The organism is Rhodobium gokarnense (assembly GCF_025961475.1).
Lineage (GTDB): Bacteria > Pseudomonadota > Alphaproteobacteria > Rhizobiales > Rhodobiaceae > Rhodobium > Rhodobium gokarnense.
Genome location: NZ_JAOQNS010000011.1, coordinates 173,763 through 193,858 on the forward strand (window position 1 = coordinate 173,763; position 20,096 = coordinate 193,858).

17 protein-coding genes and 2 tRNA genes are annotated in these 20,096 nt (G+C 65.5%); 14 read left to right on the forward strand and 5 right to left on the reverse strand.

Going from position 1 to position 20,096, the window contains the following annotated elements:
- Positions 1–130: 130 nt before the first annotated feature.
- The 7 genes from M2319_RS18070 to M2319_RS18100 all read left to right on the forward strand — a co-directional run bounded on the left by M2319_RS18070 (position 131) and on the right by M2319_RS18100 (position 8,049).
- The gene (locus M2319_RS18070) at positions 131–940 is read left to right on the forward strand and encodes an N-formylglutamate amidohydrolase (RefSeq protein ID WP_264602863.1); all 810 of its coding nucleotides are present in this window, start codon (positions 131–133) and stop codon (positions 938–940) included.
- A 2-nt stretch (positions 941–942) separates the two neighbouring features.
- Positions 943–1,449 (forward strand): TRAP transporter small permease subunit, encoded by a 507-nt coding sequence (locus M2319_RS18075; protein ID WP_264602864.1) that lies wholly within the window; start codon positions 943–945, stop codon positions 1,447–1,449.
- The gene (locus M2319_RS18080) at positions 1,449–2,771 is read left to right on the forward strand and encodes a TRAP transporter large permease (RefSeq protein ID WP_264602865.1); all 1,323 of its coding nucleotides are present in this window, start codon (positions 1,449–1,451) and stop codon (positions 2,769–2,771) included. The genes M2319_RS18075 and M2319_RS18080 overlap by 1 nt, the downstream gene beginning before the upstream one ends.
- 101 nt (positions 2,772–2,872) lie before the next feature.
- Positions 2,873–3,919 carry a TRAP transporter substrate-binding protein DctP gene (gene dctP / locus M2319_RS18085; RefSeq protein WP_264602866.1) on the forward strand — a complete coding sequence of 349 codons (1,047 nt, stop codon included), beginning with the start codon at positions 2,873–2,875 and terminating at the stop codon, positions 3,917–3,919.
- A gap of 205 nt (positions 3,920–4,124) precedes the next feature.
- Positions 4,125–5,492 (forward strand): glutamine synthetase family protein, encoded by a 1,368-nt coding sequence (locus M2319_RS18090; RefSeq protein WP_264602867.1) that lies wholly within the window; start codon positions 4,125–4,127, stop codon positions 5,490–5,492.
- A 21-nt stretch (positions 5,493–5,513) separates the two neighbouring features.
- Positions 5,514–6,896, forward strand: coding sequence for an aldehyde dehydrogenase family protein (locus M2319_RS18095; protein WP_264602868.1), 1,383 nt, complete (start codon positions 5,514–5,516; stop codon positions 6,894–6,896).
- Between the two features lie 7 nt (positions 6,897–6,903).
- The gene (locus tag M2319_RS18100; RefSeq protein ID WP_264602869.1) at positions 6,904–8,049 is read left to right on the forward strand and encodes an iron-containing alcohol dehydrogenase; all 1,146 of its coding nucleotides are present in this window, start codon (positions 6,904–6,906) and stop codon (positions 8,047–8,049) included.
- A 262-nt stretch (positions 8,050–8,311) separates the two neighbouring features.
- Here the strand turns inward: M2319_RS18100 and M2319_RS18105 are convergent, their stop codons facing one another.
- From M2319_RS18105 to M2319_RS18120, 4 genes are read right to left on the reverse strand one after another with little or no spacing between them, the layout of a single operon-like run.
- Entirely contained in the window at positions 8,312–8,893 is a 582-nt protein-coding gene (locus M2319_RS18105; protein ID WP_264602870.1) for a sarcosine oxidase subunit gamma, read from the reverse strand.
- The gene (locus M2319_RS18110; protein ID WP_264602871.1) at positions 8,886–11,831 is read right to left on the reverse strand and encodes a sarcosine oxidase subunit alpha family protein; all 2,946 of its coding nucleotides are present in this window, start codon (positions 11,829–11,831) and stop codon (positions 8,886–8,888) included. Before M2319_RS18110 ends, M2319_RS18105 begins: the two co-directional genes overlap by 8 nt.
- Positions 11,828–12,109, reverse strand: a complete 282-nt coding sequence (locus M2319_RS18115) for a sarcosine oxidase subunit delta (protein WP_264602872.1) — start codon at positions 12,107–12,109, stop codon at positions 11,828–11,830. The genes M2319_RS18110 and M2319_RS18115 overlap by 4 nt, the downstream gene beginning before the upstream one ends.
- 13 nt (positions 12,110–12,122) lie before the next feature.
- Positions 12,123–13,373, reverse strand: a complete 1,251-nt coding sequence (locus tag M2319_RS18120; RefSeq protein WP_264602873.1) for a sarcosine oxidase subunit beta family protein — start codon at positions 13,371–13,373, stop codon at positions 12,123–12,125.
- A gap of 86 nt (positions 13,374–13,459) precedes the next feature.
- Between M2319_RS18120 and M2319_RS18125 the strand changes: the two genes are divergently transcribed.
- Positions 13,460–14,419 (forward strand): GlxA family transcriptional regulator, encoded by a 960-nt coding sequence (locus M2319_RS18125; protein ID WP_264602874.1) that lies wholly within the window; start codon positions 13,460–13,462, stop codon positions 14,417–14,419.
- Between the two features lie 491 nt (positions 14,420–14,910).
- Here M2319_RS18125 and M2319_RS18130 read toward each other — a convergent pair.
- Positions 14,911–14,987 (reverse strand) — tRNA-Asp (locus tag M2319_RS18130).
- A gap of 219 nt (positions 14,988–15,206) precedes the next feature.
- Here M2319_RS18130 and M2319_RS18135 point away from each other — a divergent pair.
- From M2319_RS18135 to nuoE, 6 genes are all read left to right on the forward strand, one after another.
- Positions 15,207–15,282, forward strand: a tRNA-Val gene (locus M2319_RS18135).
- A gap of 691 nt (positions 15,283–15,973) precedes the next feature.
- The gene (locus M2319_RS18140) at positions 15,974–16,339 is read left to right on the forward strand and encodes an NADH-quinone oxidoreductase subunit A (protein ID WP_264602900.1); all 366 of its coding nucleotides are present in this window, start codon (positions 15,974–15,976) and stop codon (positions 16,337–16,339) included.
- Positions 16,330–16,911 carry a NuoB/complex I 20 kDa subunit family protein gene (locus M2319_RS18145; protein ID WP_264602875.1) on the forward strand — a complete coding sequence of 194 codons (582 nt, stop codon included), beginning with the start codon at positions 16,330–16,332 and terminating at the stop codon, positions 16,909–16,911. The genes M2319_RS18140 and M2319_RS18145 overlap by 10 nt, the downstream gene beginning before the upstream one ends.
- Before the next feature lie 17 nt (positions 16,912–16,928).
- On the forward strand, positions 16,929–17,537 hold the full coding sequence (locus M2319_RS18150; RefSeq protein ID WP_264602876.1) for an NADH-quinone oxidoreductase subunit C: 609 nt from the start codon (positions 16,929–16,931) through the stop codon (positions 17,535–17,537).
- Between the two features lie 105 nt (positions 17,538–17,642).
- Complete coding sequence (locus M2319_RS18155) at positions 17,643–18,833, forward strand: NADH-quinone oxidoreductase subunit D (RefSeq protein WP_264602877.1); 1,191 nt, start codon at positions 17,643–17,645, stop codon at positions 18,831–18,833.
- A gap of 58 nt (positions 18,834–18,891) precedes the next feature.
- Positions 18,892–20,085: an NADH-quinone oxidoreductase subunit NuoE gene (gene nuoE, locus M2319_RS18160; protein ID WP_264602878.1), complete on the forward strand. Its 1,194-nt coding sequence runs from the start codon at positions 18,892–18,894 to the stop codon at positions 20,083–20,085.
- The last annotated feature ends 11 nt before the right edge of the window (positions 20,086–20,096 follow it).

The following is a 20,096-nucleotide window of genomic DNA, read 5'->3' on the forward strand; positions in this document are numbered from 1 at the left end:
CCCGTTGATCTGCCGCGGCTCTGAAAACCCAACGCCGATCGCATTCCCGGTGAGCTGGCCGCTTGTATAGAAAAGATATTGACAGCTCATTTCAACCTGTTCAAATATTTTCAAACAGCGGGGACAGGGTGTGGCTGAGCAGCTCAACGCAGCATTGTTGTCGGAAGGGGACGGTCCCGCCGTGCGGGTCCGCAATCCCGGCGCCAGCAGCCCGATCCTCCTTGCCTGCGACCACGCCAGCAACCGCATGCCGGCCTCCCTCGGCACCCTCGGGCTGGAGGCCGACGCACTCCTCAGCCACGTCGCCTGGGATCCGGGCGCGGAAGCCGTTGCCATCGCGATGGCCGAAGTCCTCGATGCAACGCTGGTCTCGACGGGCTTTTCGCGGCTCGTCTTTGATGTCAACCGGCCGCCCGGCGACGACGAGGCGATCCGGCTCGTCAGCGAGACGGTCGAGATCCCCGGCAATCGCGATCTGGATCCGGCCGCGCTGGCGGCGCGCGCCGATGCCCTCTACCATCCCTTCCACGATGCCATCGACGGCATCCTCGACGAGCGCGTTGCGGCCGGCATCGAGCCGGTCCTCGTCACCGTCCATTCCTTCACGCCGGTCTATTTCGGGCACACGCGGCCGGTGGAACTCGGCATCGTCTTCGATGCCGATCCGCGCCTTGCCGATGCGGTCCTGAAGCAGGCGCCGGCGCACACAAGGCTCGCCATCCGCGCCAACGAGCCCTACGGGCCGAAGGACGGCGTCACCCACACGCTGGCGCGCCATGCCCTGCCGCGGCAGATCCCGAACGTCATGATCGAGATCCGCAACGACCTGATCCGCAATGCCAGCGACCAGTCGCGCATTGCCGGCCAGCTCGCTGCCCTTGTCGGCGCCGGCCTTGAGCATCTCTCCTCCACCTCGCGGACACGAGCGGGGCGCGCCTGACCATGCCGCAAGCCCTGAAGACCTTCGTTCGGGCGATTGACGCCTTCAACCGCGGCCTTGGCCGCATCACGATGTATCTGATCTTCGTGATGATGGGCATCCTGCTGTGGTCGTCCTTTTCCAAGACTTTCCTCTTGCCGTCCCTGTGGACGCTGGAGATGGCGCAGTTCACGATGACCGCCTACTACCTGATCGGCGGGCCCTACGCGCTGCAGGCCGGCGCCCATGTGCGCATGGACCTTTTCTACGGCAACTGGTCGGACCGCCAGAAGGCGTTCGCCGACGCGCTCACCGTCTTCTGCCTGCTCTTCTATCTCGGCGTGCTGCTCTATGGCGGCATCGAGAGCACGATCTACGCGCTGAAATATGCCGAACGCAGCTACTCGGCCTGGCGCCCCTACATGTCGCCGATCAAGATCATCATGTGCATCGGCATTGTCCTGATGCTGCTCCAGTCCATCGCGGTCTTCCTCAAGGACATCGCCAAGCTGCGCGGGGAAGAGCTCTGATGTCCTACGAGATGCTCGCCCTCATCCTGTTCGCATCGATGATGCTGATGATGATGACGGGTCAACGCGTCTTTGCCGCCATCGGCTTCGTCGCGGTTGCCGCGGCGCTGCCGCTGTGGGGCGTCGGCGGCTCCAACATCGCCTTTTCCGCGGCGATGAAGCTGATGAAGTGGTATCCGCTGCTGACGCTGCCCCTGTTCATCTTCATGGGCTACGTGCTGTCGGAATCGCGCATCGCCGACGACCTCTACAAGATGTTCCATGTCTGGATGGGGCCGCTCAATGGCGGCCTCGCCATCGGCACCATCGGCCTGATGGTGCTGATTTCGGCGATGAACGGCCTCTCGGTCGCCGGCATGGCGATCGGCGCCACCATCGCGCTGCCGGAACTCCTGAAGCGCGGCTACGACAAGCAGATGGTGACAGGCGTTATCCAGGCCGGGTCATCGCTCGGAATCCTGGTGCCACCATCCGTGGTGCTGGTGCTCTATGCCATGATCGCCCGCCAGCCGGTCGGCCAGCTCTGGCTCGCCGGCGTCGTGCCGGGCCTGATGATGGCGGCGCTGTTCGTCATCTACATCGTCATCCGCTGCTATTTCCAGCCGAGCCTCGGCCCGGCGCTGCCGGCCGAAGAGCGCGACGTTTCCCGGCGCGAGAAGTTTCGCCTGCTCCGCGCCGGGCTGCTGCCGCTGGCAATTTTCGGGGCAATGATGGTGCCCTTCGTCAATGGCTGGACGAGCCTTGTGGAAAGCTCCGCCATCGGCGCGCTGACGGCGTTCGTCGCGGCCGTCCTGAAGCGGCGCATGACCTGGCAGGTGTTCCACACCTCGGTCGAGAAGACGCTGTTCGTGTCCTGCATGTTCATGTGGATCATCCTTGCCGCCCTCGGTTTCGGCGCCGTCTTCGACGGCCTCGGCGCGGTCAAGGCGATCGAGGGCTTCTTCGTCGACCAGCTCGGCCTCGGGCCCTGGGAAATCCTCATCCTGATGCAGCTTTCCTACCTGATCATGGGCACCTTCCTCGACGATACCGCGATGCTGGTGATCGTCGCGCCGCTCTATGTGCCGCTGGTCCGGGCGCTCGGTTTCGACCTGATCTGGTATGGCGTCCTCTACACGATCACCTGCCAGATCGCCTATATGACGCCGCCCTTCGGCTACAATCTGTTCCTGATGCGCGCCATGGCCCCCAAGGAGGTCGGCCTCGGCGACATCTACCGTTCCATCGTCCCGTTCGTGCTCGTCATGCTGGTCGGTCTCGCGGTCATCACCGCATTTCCCGAGATCGCGCTGTGGCTGCCGAACTACGTCTACGGGAAGTGATCCCGTGCCTGTCGGGGCACGACACCGTTTCGGCCGGGCCTCGCCCCTTTGCCGAATGCCACACGGGGCCTACCGGTGGCCAACCAGAAGGAGGAGAACTTATGACGACGAGACGTGATTTCCTGAAGAATGCGGGCGTTGCCGGCGCGGTCGGTGCGTCCTCCCTGGCGGCTCCGGCCGTCCTTGCCCAGGCGCCGATCAAGTGGCGCCTGCAGACCTATGCCGGCCCGGCGCTCGCCGAGCACGTGGTCAAGCCGGCCATCGATTCCTTCAACAAGATCGCCGAAGGCCAGATGGAGATCGAGCTCTACACCTCGGACTCCCTGGTGCCGACGGGCGAACTGTTCCGCGCCATGCAGTCCGGCACCATCGACATGGTCCAGTCGGACGACGACTCTATGGCCTCGCCGACGGAAGTCACCGTCTTCGGCGGCTACTTCCCGTTCGCCTCGCGCTATTCGCTCGACGTGCCGGTGCTGTTCAACAAATACGGCCTCGCCGAGATCTGGGAAGCGGAATATGCCAAGGTCGGCGTCAAGCACCTGTCGGCCGGCGCCTGGGACCCCTGCCACTTCGCCACCAAGGAGCCGATCAACAGCCTTGAGGACCTGAAGGGCAAGCGCGTCTTCACCTTTCCGACCGCCGGCCGGTTCCTGGCCCAGTTCGGCGTCGTGCCGGTCACCCTGCCGTGGGAGGACATCGAGGTCGCCGTGCAGACCGGCGAGCTCGACGGCATCGCCTGGTCTGGCATCACCGAGGACTACACGGTCGGCTGGGCGGACGTCACCGACTACTTCCTGACCAACAACATCTCCGGCGCCTGGATCGGCTCCTTCTACGCCAACATGGACCGCTACAACGAGCTGCCCGACAATCTGAAGGAACTCCTGAAGCTGGCCATGGACTCCTCGCACTACTATCGCCAGTGGTGGTATTGGGGCGGCGAGGCCTCGCTGCGCGTCGACGGCACCAAGATGAAGCTGACCACCATCCCCGACAAGGAATGGGACCAGGTCGAAGAGGCCGCCCACACCTTCTGGGACGAGATTGCCGCGGAGTCGGAGATCAAGGCCAAGGTCGTGGAGATCTTCAAGAAGTACAACGCCGACATGGCCAAGGCCGGCCGGCCCTACCGCTACAACACGTAAGACCCGGCGGGAGAAGAACGCGATCCGGCTGCAGACGCGGCCGGGTCGCACGAGATACAAAAGGCGGCCTCGGGCGGGGCCGACGACACGAGAAAAAAACCGTCCGATTGCGTCCTCCGGCAGGCGGCGCAACTGCCCTTTCCGCGTGTCGCGGGGAGGGCGCTTCTTCTTCTGTTAGACAGGCAATCATTTCGAGAGACGAGACATGTCCGGTAACCTGACCCTTGAGGAGCTCAAAGCCGCGGTCGCCTCCGGCGAGATCGACACGGTGATCATGGCCCAGATCGATATGCAGGGCCGGCTGATGGGCAAGCGCTTCCACGCCCAGAACTTCCTCGATGCGGGCGTGGAGGAGACCCACTCCTGCAACTACCTGCTGACCGTCGACATGGAGATGGAGCCGGTGCCGGGCTACAAGTCCGCAAGCTGGGCCGCCGGCTATGGCGACTACACCATGAAGCCGGACTTATCGACACTGCGCCGCATTCCCTGGCTCGACGGCACCGCGCTGGTCATCTGCGACATCCTCGACCACCACACCCATGAGCCGGTGCCGATCTCGCCGCGGGCGATCCTGAAACGCCAGATCGCGCGGCTGGATGCCATGGGCCTTGTCCCGATGATGGCCTCGGAGCTGGAATTCTTCATGTTCCGCGAGACCTTCGAGGAGGCCGTCGCCAAGGGCTATCGCGATCTCACCCTGATCAGCCCCTACAACGAGGACTACCACCTCTTCCAGACCACCAAGGAAGAGGACGTCATGCGCGCCATCCGCAACGGCCTCTTCGGCGCCGGCATCCCGGTGGAGAACTCCAAGGGCGAGGCCTGGGCCGGCCAGGAAGAGATCAACGTCCGCTACGCCGAAGCGCTGACCAACGCCGACTACCACGTCATCACCAAGAACGGCTGCAAGGAGATCGCCTGGAAGAACGGCCGCGCCGTCACCTTCATGGCCAAGTGGGACTATACCGCCGCCGGCTCCTCCTGCCACATCCACCAGTCGCTCTGGACCAAGGATGGTAGCCCGGCCTTCTTCGACAAGGACGCCCGATACGGGATGTCCGAGACCATGCGGCACTACCTTGCCGGGCTCCTGAAATACGCCAACGATTTCACCTTCTTCCTGGCGCCGAACATCAACTCCTACAAGCGCTTCCAGGCCGGCACCTTCGCCCCGACCAAGGCCGTCTGGTCCCAGGACAACCGCACCGCCGGCTACCGCATCTGCGGCGACGGCACCAAGAACGTGCGCGTGGAGTGCCGCGTCGGCGGCGCCGACCTCAACCCCTATCTCGCCTTTTCAGCGCTCCTTGCCGCCGGCGTCGCAGGCATCGAGGAAAAGCTCGACCTGGAGGAGGAGTTCCGGGGCGACGCCTATGCCGCACGGCGCGCGCGCGTAATTCCCGGTACCCTTCGCGATGCGGCAACGGCCCTCAAGCGGTCGAAAATGCTGCGCGCGGCCCTCGGCGACGACGTCGTCGACCACTACGTCCACGCCGCCGAATGGGAACAGTTCGAATACGACCGCCGCGTCACCGACTGGGAAATCAATCGAGGCTTCGAGAGGGCCTAAGGCCCCGACAGAGAGTACGACATGACGACACTGACCTGTATCTCTCCGATCACCGGCGAGCCCTTCGCCACGCGTGAGACCCATTCCGTCGCCGAGGTCGAGGCGCTCCTCGACAAGGCGCGCGCGGCCCAGGCCGCCTGGGCGAAGCGTTCGCTCGCCGACCGCCGCGACATCGTCCGCACCGCCATTTCGGCCCTGAAGGTCATGAACGACGACGTGGTCGTGGAACTCGCCCACATGATGGGCCGGCCGGTGCGCTATGGCGGCGAGATCGGCGGCGTCAAAGAGCGGGCCGACTACATGGCCTCGATCGCCGAAAAGACCCTCGCGGACGACGTCATCGCGGACGACAAGGCCTTCAAGCGCTACATCGCCCGCGAGCCGCTCGGCGTCGTCTTCGTCGTCGCGCCCTGGAACTATCCGTACCTGACCGCCGTCAACAGCATCGTCCCGGCGCTGATCGCCGGCAATGCCGTGATGCTGAAGCACGCCACCCAAACCCTGCTCGCCGGCGAGCGCTTCGCCATGGCGTTCAAGGAGGCGGGCCTGCCGGACGGCCTCTTCACCAACCTCTTCCTCAGCCACGACGACACCAGTGCGCTGATCGCCGCCGGCAGCTTCGACTTCATCAACTTCACCGGTTCCGTCAATGGCGGCCGGACCATGGAAAAGGCCGCGGCCGGCACCTTCACGCCGCTCGGCCTGGAACTCGGCGGCAAGGACCCGGGCTATGTCCGCGCCGACGCCGACCTCGACAAGGCCGTCGACACGCTCATCGACGGCGCCATGTTCAATTCCGGCCAGTGCTGCTGCGGCATCGAGCGCATCTACGTCCATGAAAGCCTCTTCGACGCCTTCGTCGAAAAGGCCAAGTCCCTTGTCGAGGGCTATGTCCTCGGCGACCCGCTCGACCAAAGCACCACCATCGGCCCGATGGCCAATCTGCGCTTTGCCAATGTCGTCCGCGAGCAGATCGCCGAGGCGCTGGAAAAGGGCGCTAAGGCCCTTATCGATCCGAAGCTCTTTCCGGCCGACACCGGCGAGACGGCCTATCTGGCGCCGCAGATCCTCGTCGATGTCGACCATTCCATGAAGGTCATGCGCGAGGAGAGCTTCGGCCCCGTCGTCGGCATCATGAAGGTCTCGTCGGACGAAGAGGCGATCGATCTCATGAACGATTCCGATTTCGGCCTGACGGCCTCCCTCTGGACGAAAGACGTGAAAGCCGCGGAAGAAATCGGCCGCCAGATCGAGACCGGCACCGTCTTCATGAACCGCTGCGACTATCTCGACCCGGCGCTCTGCTGGACGGGCTGCAAGGAGACGGGCCGCGGCGCGACGCTCTCCTCGCTCGGCTATCTGAGCCTCACCCGGCCGAAATCCTACCACCTCAAGAAGGCCTGACCGACACATGACCCCCACTGCCAACTGGAGCTATCCGACCGCCATCCGCTTCGGCGCCGGACGGATCGCCGAACTGACTGAGGCCTGCAAGGCGACAGGCATCGCAAAGCCGCTGCTCGTCACCGACAAGGGCCTTGCCTCCCTGCCGATCACCACGGCCGCGCTCGACCTGATGGAGGCGGCCGGGCTAGGCCGCGGCCTCTTTGCCGACGTCGACCCCAACCCGAACGAGAAGAACCTTGCGGCCGGCATCGAGGCCTTCAAGGTCGGGGGACATGATGGCGTGATCGCCTTCGGCGGCGGCTCCGGCCTCGACCTCGGCAAGCTCGTCGCCCTGATGGCCCGCCAGACGGTCTCGGTCTGGGACCTGGAGGACATCGGTGACTGGTGGACCCGCGCCGACGCCTCGGCAATCGCGCCGATCATCGCCGTGCCGACGACGGCCGGCACAGGCTCCGAAGTCGGCCGGGCAGGGGTGCTCACCAATTCAGAGACCGGCGTCAAGAAGATCATCTTCCACCCGAAGGTGCTGCCGGCCATCGTCATCTGCGATCCGGAATTGACCGTCGGCATGCCGCCGGCGATCACCGCCGGCACCGGCATGGACGCCTTCGCCCATTGCCTGGAGGCCTATTCCTCGCCCCACTACCACCCGATGTCCCAGGGCATCGCGCTGGAGGGCATGCGCCTCGTCAAGGAGAACCTTTTGAAGGTCTATCGCGACGGGTCCGACCTCGAAGCCCGCGCCCACATGATGAGCGCTGCGATGATGGGCGCGACGGCCTTCCAGAAGGGCCTCGGGGCGGTCCACGCCGTCTCCCACCCGATCGGCGCCGTCCACCACACCCACCACGGCACCACCAATGCGTTGTTCCTGCAGCCGGTCCTGAAGATGAACCGCCCGGCCATCGAGGACCGCATCGGCCGCCTTGCCGCCTATCTCGGCATCGACGGCGGCTTCGAGGGCTTCTACGCCTATGTCGGCGAGCTCAACGCGACGCTGGGCATCCCGACGAGCCTTGCCGGCCTCGGCGTCGAAAACCCGGACCTCGACCGGCTGACGGCGGAGGCGCTGAAAGACCCCAGCGTCGGCGGAAACCCGGTCGCCATGACGCCGGAGAACACGCGGGCGTTGTTCGAGTCGGTGCTTTAGGAGAGGGCCTGCATTCCGATTTGCTGCACCAATGTTTGCATGCGACATGCAGATATTGGTGCAGCATATGACGCCCAGATCGATCGCCAAAGATGGTCTAAGTTACTGATAAGAAGGCAATTGTCGAAAGGCTGTCTGGATTGCCGCGTCGGCCTTTCGGCCTCCTCGCAATGACGCTTCTTGCCAGGGCTGCGGGCACAGCGCCAGCAGGTCGTTCCGAAACCGACTGCAGGCCAAGGCGGCCCCGACAAGACGCCGTTGGTTACCCTTCCAGCGCCACCACATTGCCGATGGCCGTTTCCAACGCATACAGGAACGAGCCGGCCGATGAACTGGCCGACAGCAACAGGAACCGGTCCGCCGCCTCGCGCAGCAACAGGACGCCGAGGTGCTCCATGAGCGTTCGGGCGACCGCGCCGTCGGGAAAGGCGTCCGCATTGAGGTCCAGCGGGATCAAGCGTTCCAGCACGGAAACCGTGCGCGCGCCTTCCAGCCGCAAGATCACCCAGTTGTCCGACTGCTCGGTGAGATAGGCGGCATCACCGAGCTTTCCCGCAAGGGGGCGGACCGAGAGACCGCAGGGCCGGGGAAAGAGCGCAAAGGCCTGATCTGTGGCGAGGCCGAGGAACCGCGTGTCGCCGTCCGCGCTCGTCGTCGTCTTTCCTGGCGCCGGCCAAGCGGCGCCGTAGGCCGTCTGCAAAGCTTTGGCGAGCGCCGCCTCCTGCCCGAGCGGCGGGACGAGGGAGACGACGGAAAGGTCGGTGACCTCCGTCAGGCGAACGCTGTCGAATCCTTCGTCGTATCCGCCGAGGAAGGGCTCGGCCTGGAGAGAAAAATCAGCCACGAAGACGTCCTCCTTCCGGATCGACGAAATGGGGCGAGACGATCTCGACCGCAACGTCCGAGCCGCCGAGGAGGTCGACGGCACGCACGGTCTCGCCGAGCCGCTTCGAGCCGCCGGCAATGAAGCCGAGGCCGATCGAATGCCCGAGCGTCGGCGAATAGCAGACCGAACTCATCCAGCCCTCATCGTTGTCCATCGTCGGCTCCGCGCCCGCCTTTAGAAAGTGCGCGCCGGCGACGACGCTCGCGCCCTTGTCGACGGGTTTGAACCCCATTAGCTGCGGCCGGTCCGGCTCCACGAGGTGCTCCCGGTCGGCGAGCACCTTGCCGATGCAGTCCTTCTTCGCCGACACCATCCGGGCGAGGCCGAGATCGCGCGCCGTCGTCTGGCCGTTAATTTCAGCGCCGACCGCGTGGCCTTTTTCCACCCGCATGACGCCGAGCGCTTCCGTGCCATAGGGCACCGCACCGAACTCCCGTCCGGCCTCGATCAGTGTGCCGAACAGCGAGTTTCCGTAGCGCGACGGCACGGCGACCTCGAAGGCCAGTTCGCCGGAAAAGGATATCCGGAAGAGGCGCGCGTCCAAGCCGCCGCAGACGGTGATCTCACCGCAGGCCATGAACGGGAAGGCCTCGTTCGAGATGTCGAACTCCGGGTCGACGATTTTTGTGAGCAGCTTTCGTGCGTTCGGGCCGGCAACCGCGAACTGCGCCCAGCCGTCGGTGGTGGAGATGAGATGGACGTCGAGATCCGTCCACAGACACTGGCGGCAGAATTCCAGGTGCCTGAACACGGCAACGGCGTTCGCCGTCGAGGCGGTCATGACGTAGTGCGTCTCGCCGAGCCGGGCCGTGGTGGAGTCGTCTAAGGCGAACCCATCCTCGCGCAGCATCAGGCCGTAGCGGACCTTGCCGACGGCAAGGGTCGAGAAGGTGTTCGCATAGACGCGATCGAGAAACGTTCCCGCATCGCGGCCCTGGATGTCGATCTTGCCGAGGGTGGTGACGTCGCAAATGCCGACCGAGCTGCGCACCGCTGCGACCTCACGGTCGACGCTCTGGCGCCAGTGGGTCTCTTCCGGCAGCGCGAACCACTCCACCCGCAGCCACGGACCGACCTCGACGAACGAGGCGCCGTGCGCCTCCGCCCAGCGGTGCGACGGCGTCTTGCGCACCGGCCTGAACGCGGGGCCGCGCGAGGCGCCGGCAAAGGCGCCGATCGGCACCGGCGTGTAGGGTGGGCGGAAGATGGTCGTGCCGGTCTCCGGGATCGTCTTTCCCGCACATTCGGCAAGGATGGCCAGGCCGAGGACGTTGGCGGTCTTGCCCTGATCGGTCGCCATGCCGAGCGTCGTGTAACGCTTCAGGTGCTCCACGGAGCGATAGCCCTCGCGGTGGGCGAGTTTCACGTCTTTCACCGCCACGTCGTTCTGCAGATCGACGAAGGCTTTTCCTTTCCCCTCAGTCACATGCCAGAGCGGCGAGACGGAAGAGGGTTCGTCGTCGGCCTTCGGCGCAGGCACGGCGACAGGCGCAAAACCGAGGTCCGAGGCCGCGGTCTCGCCGGCGCGCCTGCCCGAAGACAGCGCGGCGCCAAGCGTAAGAAACCCATTGGCAGCCCCGGCAACAGTCATCCCCGGCGGCAGGTCGGCGCCGGGCAGGAAGGCGGCAAGAGCGTCGTTCCAGAGCGGTCGGCCACGCTGGTGGCAAGTAAGATGGACGTTCGGGTTCCAGCCGCCGGAAACGGCGAGGCAATCGGCGGAAATGCGTTCGCCGGAGGAAAGCGCGACGGAGCTGAGCCCGAGCCTGCCGGAGGTACCGGTGACGCGCGTACCGGCAAAGAGCGGGATGCCCTCCGGAGCCGCCAGATGGGCAATATCGGTCCGGCTGTCGATGAGGGCGGTGACCTCGACGCCCTTGGCAGAAAGATCGCACGCCGTTCGCCAGCCGTCGTCATTGTTGGTGAAGACGGCCGTGCGGGGGCCGGGCGCAACGGCGAAGCGGTTGGCGTAGGTTCTGACGGCCCCAGCAAGCATGACGCCCGGCCGGTCGTTGCCGGCAAAAGCGATGGGCCGTTCCGTGGCACCGGCGGCGAGCACGGAGCGTTTTGCGTAAATGCGCCAGAGCGTCTGGCGCGGGCCGTCGGCGCCGGGGCCGAGGTGATTGGTGTTGCGGGTGAGGGCACCGTAGATGCCGTGGTCGAAGGCGCCGAAGACCGTCGTTCGGGTCAGAATGCGGACATTCGGCAGTTCGGAGAGTTCGCGCATCGCGGCCGCGGCCCAATCCGACCCCGGCATGCCGTCGACCTCATGGGTCTCGGCATTGAGCCGACCGCCGGCAACGAAATCCTCGTCGCAAAGAATCACCCGCGCGCCGGCGCGTCCTGCGGCGAGCGCTGCGGAAAGCCCCGCCGGACCGGCGCCGATGACCAGCACGTCCGCGTGCAAAAACCCCTTGTCGTAGGTGGCGGGGTCCGGCGTCGTCGCCAGTTCGCCGAGGCCCGCCGATTCCCGGATCACCGGCTCGTAGAGTTTTTCCCAGAAGCTCGCCGGCCACATGAAGGTCTTGTAGTAGAAGCCGGCGGAGAGGAACGGCGACAAGAGGTCCGTCACGGCCATCAGGTCGAAGGCGAGGGGCCCCCGGTGGTTCTGGCTCTTCGCTTCGAGCCCGTCATAGAGTTTCGCGACGGTCGCCCGGACGTTCGGCTCCTGGAACGCCCCGGAGCCGATGGTCATCAGCGCGTTGGGCTCTTCGGAACCGGCCGAAAAGATCCCGCGCGGCCGGTGGTATTTGAAGGAGCGGGCGACGAGCCGCTGGCCGTTGGCAAGCAGCGCCGAGGCGAACGTGTCGCCGGCAAAACCCTGCATCGTGCGGCCGTTGAAGGAAAACGAAAGGGGTGTCGAGCGGTCGATCAGGCCGCCCGAAAGGCGCTTGGTCATCGGCTGCGCCCCCGGCTTCGTGCAACGTCCTTAGCGAACTCCACGCTCAAAATCTCATGAGTCAGAGTGTTGCGGGTGACGACCAGCCAGGAGCGGTCGCCGTGCTCGTGGAACCAGAGTTCCTTGTGTTCCCCGGCCGGGTTGTCGCGCTGATAGACATAGTCGTGAAACGCCTCGATGCCGGCGTCCGGATCAGGCCGGTCGATCAGCGAGGCATCGCCGAGATAGACGAATTCGCTGGCGTCGCGGGGCCCGAGGAGGGGGTGCGGGATGATCATCAAAAAGTCCCCCTCAGTGCCGGTTCGGCTGGGCGCCGGCGCCGGTCTCGTCGATGAGCCGGCCGGTGCGGAACCGGTCGAGGCGGTAGGCGGCGGCCGTCTCGTGCGGCTCGTCCCGGGCAAGGAGATGGGCGGTGCACCAGCCGCTTGCCGGCGTCGCCTTAAAGCCGCCATAGCACCAGCCGCCGTTGAAATAGAGGCCATCGACGGGCGTGGCATCGATGATCGGCGAGCCGTCCATCGACATATCCATGACGCCGCCCCACATCCTCAAGAGCTTCGCCCGGCCGATCATCGGCATGAGCGCCATCCCGCCCTCGCAGACGTCTCCCACCATCGGCAGATTGCCCCGCTGGGCATAGGAATTGTAGCCGTCGATGTCGCCGCCGAAGACGAGGCCGCCCTTGTCCGACTGGCTGATATAGAAATGCCCGGCGCCATAGGTGATGACGCCCGGAATGACCGGTTTCAGGCCCTCCGAGACGAAGGCCTGCAGCACGTGGCTTTCGATGGGAAGCCGGAGCCCGGCCATCGCCATCACCCGGCTTGAAGAACCGGCGACGCAGACCGCGACCTTTTTCGCGCCAATGGTGCCGCGCGTCGTCTCCACCCCGGTGCAGCGACCGGCCTCGATCCGGAACCCCGTCGCTTCGCAATTCTGAATAATGTCGACACCGCGCCGGTCGGCGCCGCGAGCATAGCCCCAGGCAACGGCGTCGTGGCGGGCGGTGCCGGCGCGGGGCTGGTAGAGCCCGCCGCGGATCGGGAAGCGGGCATTGTCGAAATCGAGGAACGGGTATTGTGCCCGGACGCCTTCCCGGTCGAGCAGCACGGCGTCGGCGCCGGCGAGCAGCATGGCGTTGCCGCGCCGGCGGGCCGCGTCGCGGCCCCCGTCGGTGTGGAAGAGGTTGATGATGCCCCGCTGGGAGACCATCGAATTGTAGTTGGTGTCCGCCTCCAGACGCTCCCAGAGCTTCATGGAGAACTCGTAGAAGGGCTCGTTGCCGGGCAGCAGGTAGTTGGAGCGGATGATGGTCGTGTTGCGGCCGATATTGCCGGAGCCGAGCCAGCCTTTTTCCAGGACGGCCACATCCGTGATGCCGAATTCCTTGGCGAGATAGAAGGCGGCGGCAAGGCCGTGGCCGCCGGCGCCGACGATGACAACCTCGTAGTCGGATTTCGGCTCCGGATCGCGCCAGGCCGGCTTCCAGCCCCTGTTGCCGGTAAGCCCTTCGGAAAAAATGCGCCAGGCCGAATAGGTCATGCTGTCCCGCCGAGGATTGTTCGGAGCAAAGGATAGGGGCGGTTCGCGCGATTGACTTTCGAAAAACAGTCATAAAAAATCGGGAAATGGACATCGCTCCCGAAACGCCGCCCTATCGCGTCGCTGTCCTCGTCATCGACGATTTCGCGCTGATGTCGTTCGCCGCACTCACCGAGCCGATGCGGGCCGCGAATCTGCTCGCGGGCAGGACCCTTTACGAGGTGCGCTGCCTCAGCCTGTCGGGAGAGGACGTCGAGAGCTCCGGCGGCGCATGTGTGCCTGTCATCGCCAGCATCGACGAAGCGCCGGCGGCCGACCTTTTCATGGTGGTCGCCGGCGGCGATCCGTTCGCGGTCTCCGATCCGCGCCTCTTCAGCCGCTTGCGTCGCATCGCGCGGACGGGCGTCACCCTCGGCGGGGTCTCCGGCGGCCCGGTGATTCTGGCCCGTGCCGGGTTGATGGCAGCGCGGCGGATGACGGTACACTGGGAGTATATGGCCGGCCTGCAGGCGATCCTGCCATATCTCCTTATTGAGAAAAGCCTCTACGTGGTCGACCGCGACCGTATCACCTGCGCGGGCGGCACCGCGCCCATCGACCTGATGCATGCGATCATCGCCGGACACCACGGCCCGGCTTTCGCGCGCACCGTCGCCGACTGGTTCCTCCACACTGACGTGCGCCCCTCCGCCGGGCCGCAGCGGGCGGGCCTCATCGAGCGCTGGGGGACGACGAACGCTGCTGTCCTCGACGCCATTACCATGATGGAAAGCCACATCGCCGATCCACTGCGGCTGGACCAGCTTGCCGATTTTGCAGGCCTCGGCCCGCGCCAGCTCAACCGGCTGTTCCGCGAGCACTTGGGCGCAACGACCATGGGCTTCTACCGCGACCTCCGACTGGAAAAGGCCCGCAACCTCATCCGCAACTCGCCCTTGGCGCTGTCGGAAATCGCACTCGCCGCGGGGTTTTCCAACTCCGCCCACTTTGCGGCGGCCCACACCCAGCGCTATGGAGCACCGCCTTCTGCGTTAAGGCGCGGGTGAGGGCAGGGCACACTCTGCGCGACGCGTTTCGTTCGGAAAACCGTGCCGGAACGTCAGAACGCGCGGCCTGAGCACCGACGTAGTGAAACACTCAGTCGTCACCCCAGGCGTGACCCGGGGCCTATTGCCCGCATCTGCACGGTATGTCGCTACCCAAGGGGTTTCGTTCGTTGCGTGAGGCAAGGCCCTTGCGAGATTCGCCGCGGGCTACTGCTTTGAGACGGGCAATGGGTCCCGGCTCTCCGCCACGCTCCGGCCGGGATGACGATTGTGAATTTGGCAGCGTCGCGGCTCCTCGACGCCCTCGGCGTCGCAAGGTCGAACGGCCGCCGGCGCTGATGCGCCACCCCCCGCGGAGGCGATGAGCGAAGCGAATCCACCGTGAGCGAAAACAACGACGCCAGCGGCGTCGCAAGGCGAAGAGCCGCCCGAGCCAATGCGAGGCCCCGACTGGAGCGAAGCCCGAAGGGCGACAGCGTGAAGTGAGAAAATGGCGGGAGTGACGGGACTCGAACCCGCGACCTCTGGCGTGACAGGCCAGCGCTCTAACCAACTGAGCTACACCCCCGAAACGTCGCGTCGTCGCGAGGTGGACGACGACTTACGGCAGCCGCGCGGGCAAGTCAAGCCACTCCGCAAGGCAAAAACATGACAGGCGTTTGACGATGGGGAAACGCCCAGGTGACGCGACCTTTGCGGGTCGGGTCCGGCGCCGGGACGCACTGCTTGCATTGCCCGGCCGAACCGCCTAAATCGGAGCCGGCCCGTGGGCTTTTCGCGGGTTCCCGGGCGGTTAGCTCAGTTGGTAGAGCGCTTCGTTTACACCGAAGATGTCGGGAGTTCGAGTCTCTCACCGCCCACCATTTTTTGTCTCACGCCAGTTCGCTGCGCGCACGGCTCCGACGGGGTGGCGCATCGGCGCCGGCGGCCGTTCGGCCTTGCGAGTGTCTTTTGTCGCTCACGCCAAGCTCACTTCGTTCGCTGGCTCCGCGGGGGCGGCGCGCCGGCGGCCGTTCGGCCTTGCGACGCCGGCGGCGTCGGGAATGCATTCATCGGATCTGGTGACCCTGGCGCGGGGCGGCACGCCGACTCCAGGGCCGCGCGAGGGCCAGCCGCCATTCTGCGAACGATCCGCCGAGGCGCCGCCGGAACCCTCCCGAACCGCGCCTGTCGGAAAAGCCACAAATTTCTGCGCACGAATCTTGCCACCATTCCTACGGAGCGAATCGCCCGGAAATCCGGCAATCCGGGGTCCGCGCGAAGGGCCAGTGGGTGCGGCGCGACGGCGGCTTGACGCCCTTTGCGGCATCGCACACTGATCAAAGTCAAAGGGCGCCGTATCAAAATGTCTAAACTTAAGCATACGGGACAGCCATGGACTTGCTTCGCGTGGGTCGGTGGGTTAAGCGTGCCGGGTGGTCGCGACGCAAATGTCGCACCGCCGGCGCCCGCCCCGGGAAGTCGTCAGTTCAGAAATGCCCGGCTCACGTGCCGCTGAAATCCCAGGCGGTCAGACGGTTCGAGCGACAGGCATTGCGCGAGGGCCGCGATACGATGGAAGAGCTCTTGAAGGATTACGTGCCGATTATCGTGTTTATCGGTATTTCGGCGTTTATCGGGCTGGCTCTGTTGGTGGCGCCGTTCCTGATTGCCTACAAGCAACCCGATTCGGAAAAGCTGTCGGCGTATGAATGCGGCTTCGAGGCGTTCGACGACGCGCGCATGAAATTCGATGTCCGCTTCTACCTCGTCTCCATCCTCTTCATCATCTTCGATCTTGAGGTCGCGTTCCTGTTTCCCTGGGCCGCCGCCTTCAAGGAGGTCGGCTGGCTCGGCTTCTGGTCGATGATGACGTTCCTGGCCGTTCTGACGATCGGCTTCATCTACGAATGGCGAAAAGGGGCACTTGAATGGGATTGACCCCGACTTCCGGCACGGTGATGGCGCCCCAGCCGAAGGGAATCATCGACCCGCGCACCGGCAAGCCCATCGGCGCCGACGATCCGACCTTCATCGGCATCAATGACGAGCTGGCTGACAAGGGCTTCGTCGTCACCGCCACCGACAACCTCATCCAGTGGGCGCGCACCGGCTCGCTGATGTGGATGACCTTCGGCCTGGCCTGCTGCGCCATCGAGATGATGCAGATGTCCATGCCGCGCTATGACGGCGAGCGCTTCGGCTTTGCGCCGCGGGCGAGCCCGCGCCAGTCGGACGTGATGATCGTCGCCGGCACGCTGACCAACAAGATGGCGCCCGCGATCCGCAAGGTCTACGACCAGATGCCGGAGCCGCGCTACGTCATCTCCATGGGCTCCTGCGCCAATGGCGGCGGCTACTATCACTATTCCTATTCGGTCGTGCGCGGCTGCGACCGGGTCTTGCCGGTCGACATCTACGTGCCCGGCTGCCCGCCGACGGCCGAGGCGCTGCTTTACGGCGTCATGCTTCTGCAAAAGAAGATCCGGCGCACCGGAACCATTGAACGCTAGGGACGGACGGCCAGGACATGGACGAAACCCTTGAGGAAATCGGCGCCTATCTGGAGCTTTCGCAGGGCGAGGCGATCGAGAGCTGGCACGTTCGCCACGGCGAGCTGACGGCAACGGTCTCGCGCACCTCGATCGACAGCGTCGCACGCTTCCTGCGCGACGATCCGCGCTGCCAGTTCGTCTGTTTCGTCGATGCCTGTGGCGTCGACTACCCGGAGCGCGAGAAGCGCTTCGAGGTCGTCTATCACCTGCTGTCGCCGAAGCAGAACATCCGCATCCGCCTCAAGGTCGAGACCGACGACACCTCGCCGGTGCCCTCGCTGACCGGTGTCTATCCGGGCGCCGAATGGTTCGAGCGCGAGGCCTACGACCTCTACGGCATGCTCTTTTCCGGCCATCCGGACCTGCGCCGGCTCCTGACCGACTACGGTTTCGACGGCCATCCGCTGCGCAAGGATTTCCCGCTCACCGGCTTCGTCGAGGTCCGCTATGACGACGAGGCCAAGCGGGTCGTGTATGAGCCGGTCCGGCTCGCCCAGGAGTTCCGCAGCTTCGACTTCCTGTCGCCGTGGGAGGGCGATGCGCCCGTATTGCCAGGCGACGAGAAAGCGCAGGAAAACCAATGATGAAGCGGTATCGGCATGGGGCAGGCCGGTGCAAGGCAACGGCCGGAGCCAAGGCTTCCCGGGTGTCCCGGCCCCGGAAGGCGCGTTTGAACGGAGCCGCTGAGTATGGCTGAGGCACAGATCCGCAACTTCAACATCAATTTCGGCCCGCAGCATCCGGCGGCCCACGGCGTCTTGCGCCTGGTGCTGGAGCTCGACGGCGAGATCGTAACGCGCGCCGACCCCCATGTGGGCCTGTTGCACCGCGGCACCGAAAAGCTCATCGAGCACAAGACCTATCACCAGGCCGTGCCCTATTTCGACCGGCTCGACTATGTCGCGCCGATGAACCAGGAGCACGCCTTCTGCCTGGCCGCCGAAAAGCTGCTCGGCGTCACCGTGCCGATCCGCGGCCAACTCATCCGCGTGCTCTATGCCGAAATGGGCCGGCTCCTCTCCCATGTCCTCAACATCACCACCCAGGCGATGGACGTCGGCGCGCTGACGCCGCCGCTGTGGGGATTCGAGGATCGCGAGAAGATGATGGCGTTCTATGAGCGCGCCTGCGGGGCGCGCCTGCACGCCGCCTATTTCCGCATCGGCGGCGTCCACCAGGACCTGCCGCAGCAGCTTCTCGACGATATCTGGGAATTCCTCGATCCGTTCCTGAAGACACTGGACGACCTGGAAGGCCTGCTGACGGAAAACCGCATCTTCAAGCAGCGCAACGTCGACATCGCCGCCTTCACCGCCGACGAGGGCTGGTCCTGGGGCTTTTCCGGCGTGATGATGCGCTCCGCCGGCGTTGCCTGGGACCTGCGCAAGGCGCAGCCCTATGAGTGCTACGACCAGCTTGAGTTCGACATCCCCGTCGGCAAGCACGGCGACTGCTATGACCGCTACGTCATCCGCATGCTGGAGATGCGGGAGTCGGTGAAGATCATGAAGCAGTGCCTGGAGCGGCTCGGCTCGGCCGGCGGCAAGGGCCCGGTGTCGACCACCGACGGCAAGGTCGCCCCGCCCAAGCGCGGTGAGATGAAGCGCTCCATGGAAGCGTTGATCCACCACTTCAAGCTCTATACCGAGGGCGTGAAGGTGCCCGAAGGCGAGGCCTATGCGGCCGTCGAGGCACCGAAGGGCGAGTTCGGCGTCTATCTGGTCTCCGACGGCACCAACAAGCCCTATCGCTGCAAGATCCGCGCGCCGGGCTTTGCCCATCTGGCAGCCATGGACTTCCTTTCCCGCGGCCACATGCTGGCGGACATCGCCGCCATCATCGGCTCCATCGACGTGGTGTTCGGGGAGGTCGACCGGTGACCGGTACCGCCAAGAACCCAGCAACGACTTATTTCGCGACGGAGTAGGGACAACATCGATGTCGGTCCGACGCCTCTACAACGACCAGCCCGAGAGTTTTGCGTTTACGCCCGAGAACGAGGCGTGGGCGGAAAAACGCGTCGCGCTCTACCCGGAAGACCGCAAGCAGTCGGCCGTCATCCCGCTTCTGATGCGGGCCCAGGAGCAGGACGGCTGGCTCACCCGCGCCGCCATCGAGGCGATCGCCAAACGGCTCGAAATGCCGGTGATCCGGGTGCTTGAGGTCGCCACCTTCTACACCCAGTTCCAGCTCGCCCCGGTCGGGTCCAAGGCCCACATCCAGGTCTGCGGCACGACGCCGTGCATGCTGCGCGGTTCCGAGGACATCCTCCGCGTCTGCCGCACGCGCATCGCCGAACGGGCCCATGAGCTGTCGGCGGACGGCGCCTTTTCCTGGGAAGAGGTCGAGTGCCTCGGCGCCTGCGTCAACGCCCCGATGGTCCAGGTCGGCGCCGACACCTATGAGGACCTGACCGCGGAAAGCTTCGAGGCGATCCTCGACGCCTTCGACCGCGGCGAGACGCCGACGCCGGGCCCGCAGGTCGAGCGCCAGTTCGCGGCCCCCGAAGGCGGCGCGACGACGCTGACCGAACCATCCCTCTATGACGGCTCGGCCCCGGTGCGCTGGGAAGAGACCCGCGCCAAGAAGGCCGCAGAGGCGGAAAAGGCCAAGGAAGCCGAGAAGGCGAAAGCGGCCGCAGAGGCCAAGAAGGCCGAAGAGGAAAAGCCGGAGCCGCCGGCCCCGCCCGCCGCCGAAGGCAAGGGCACCGCGGGGAAGACCGCCGCCGAAGGCAAGGGCACCGACGGCAAGACCGAAGACGGCAAGGCGGCGGAGATGGAAGCCGCGCTGGCGAAGCTTCCGGCCGACGCCTCCAACGAGGACAAGGCCAACGCCGTCGGCACGCGGCCGGAGGGTCTTGAAGCCCCGCGCGGCGAGGCCGACGACCTGAAGCGCATCCGCGGCATCGGCAAGGTCAACGAGCAAAAGCTGGGCGACCTCGGCATCTTCCATTTCGACCAGATCGCCGCCTGGGACGAGGCGCAGATCCGCTGGGTCGGCACCTACCTGGCATTCCCGGGCCGCATCGAGCGGGAAGACTGGGTCGGCCAGGCAGGCGTCCTCGCCGCGGGCGGCGCGACCGAATTTTCCAAGCGCGTCGATGCCGGCGACGTGCCGTCGAGCCAGGAATAGGGTGGAGCAAC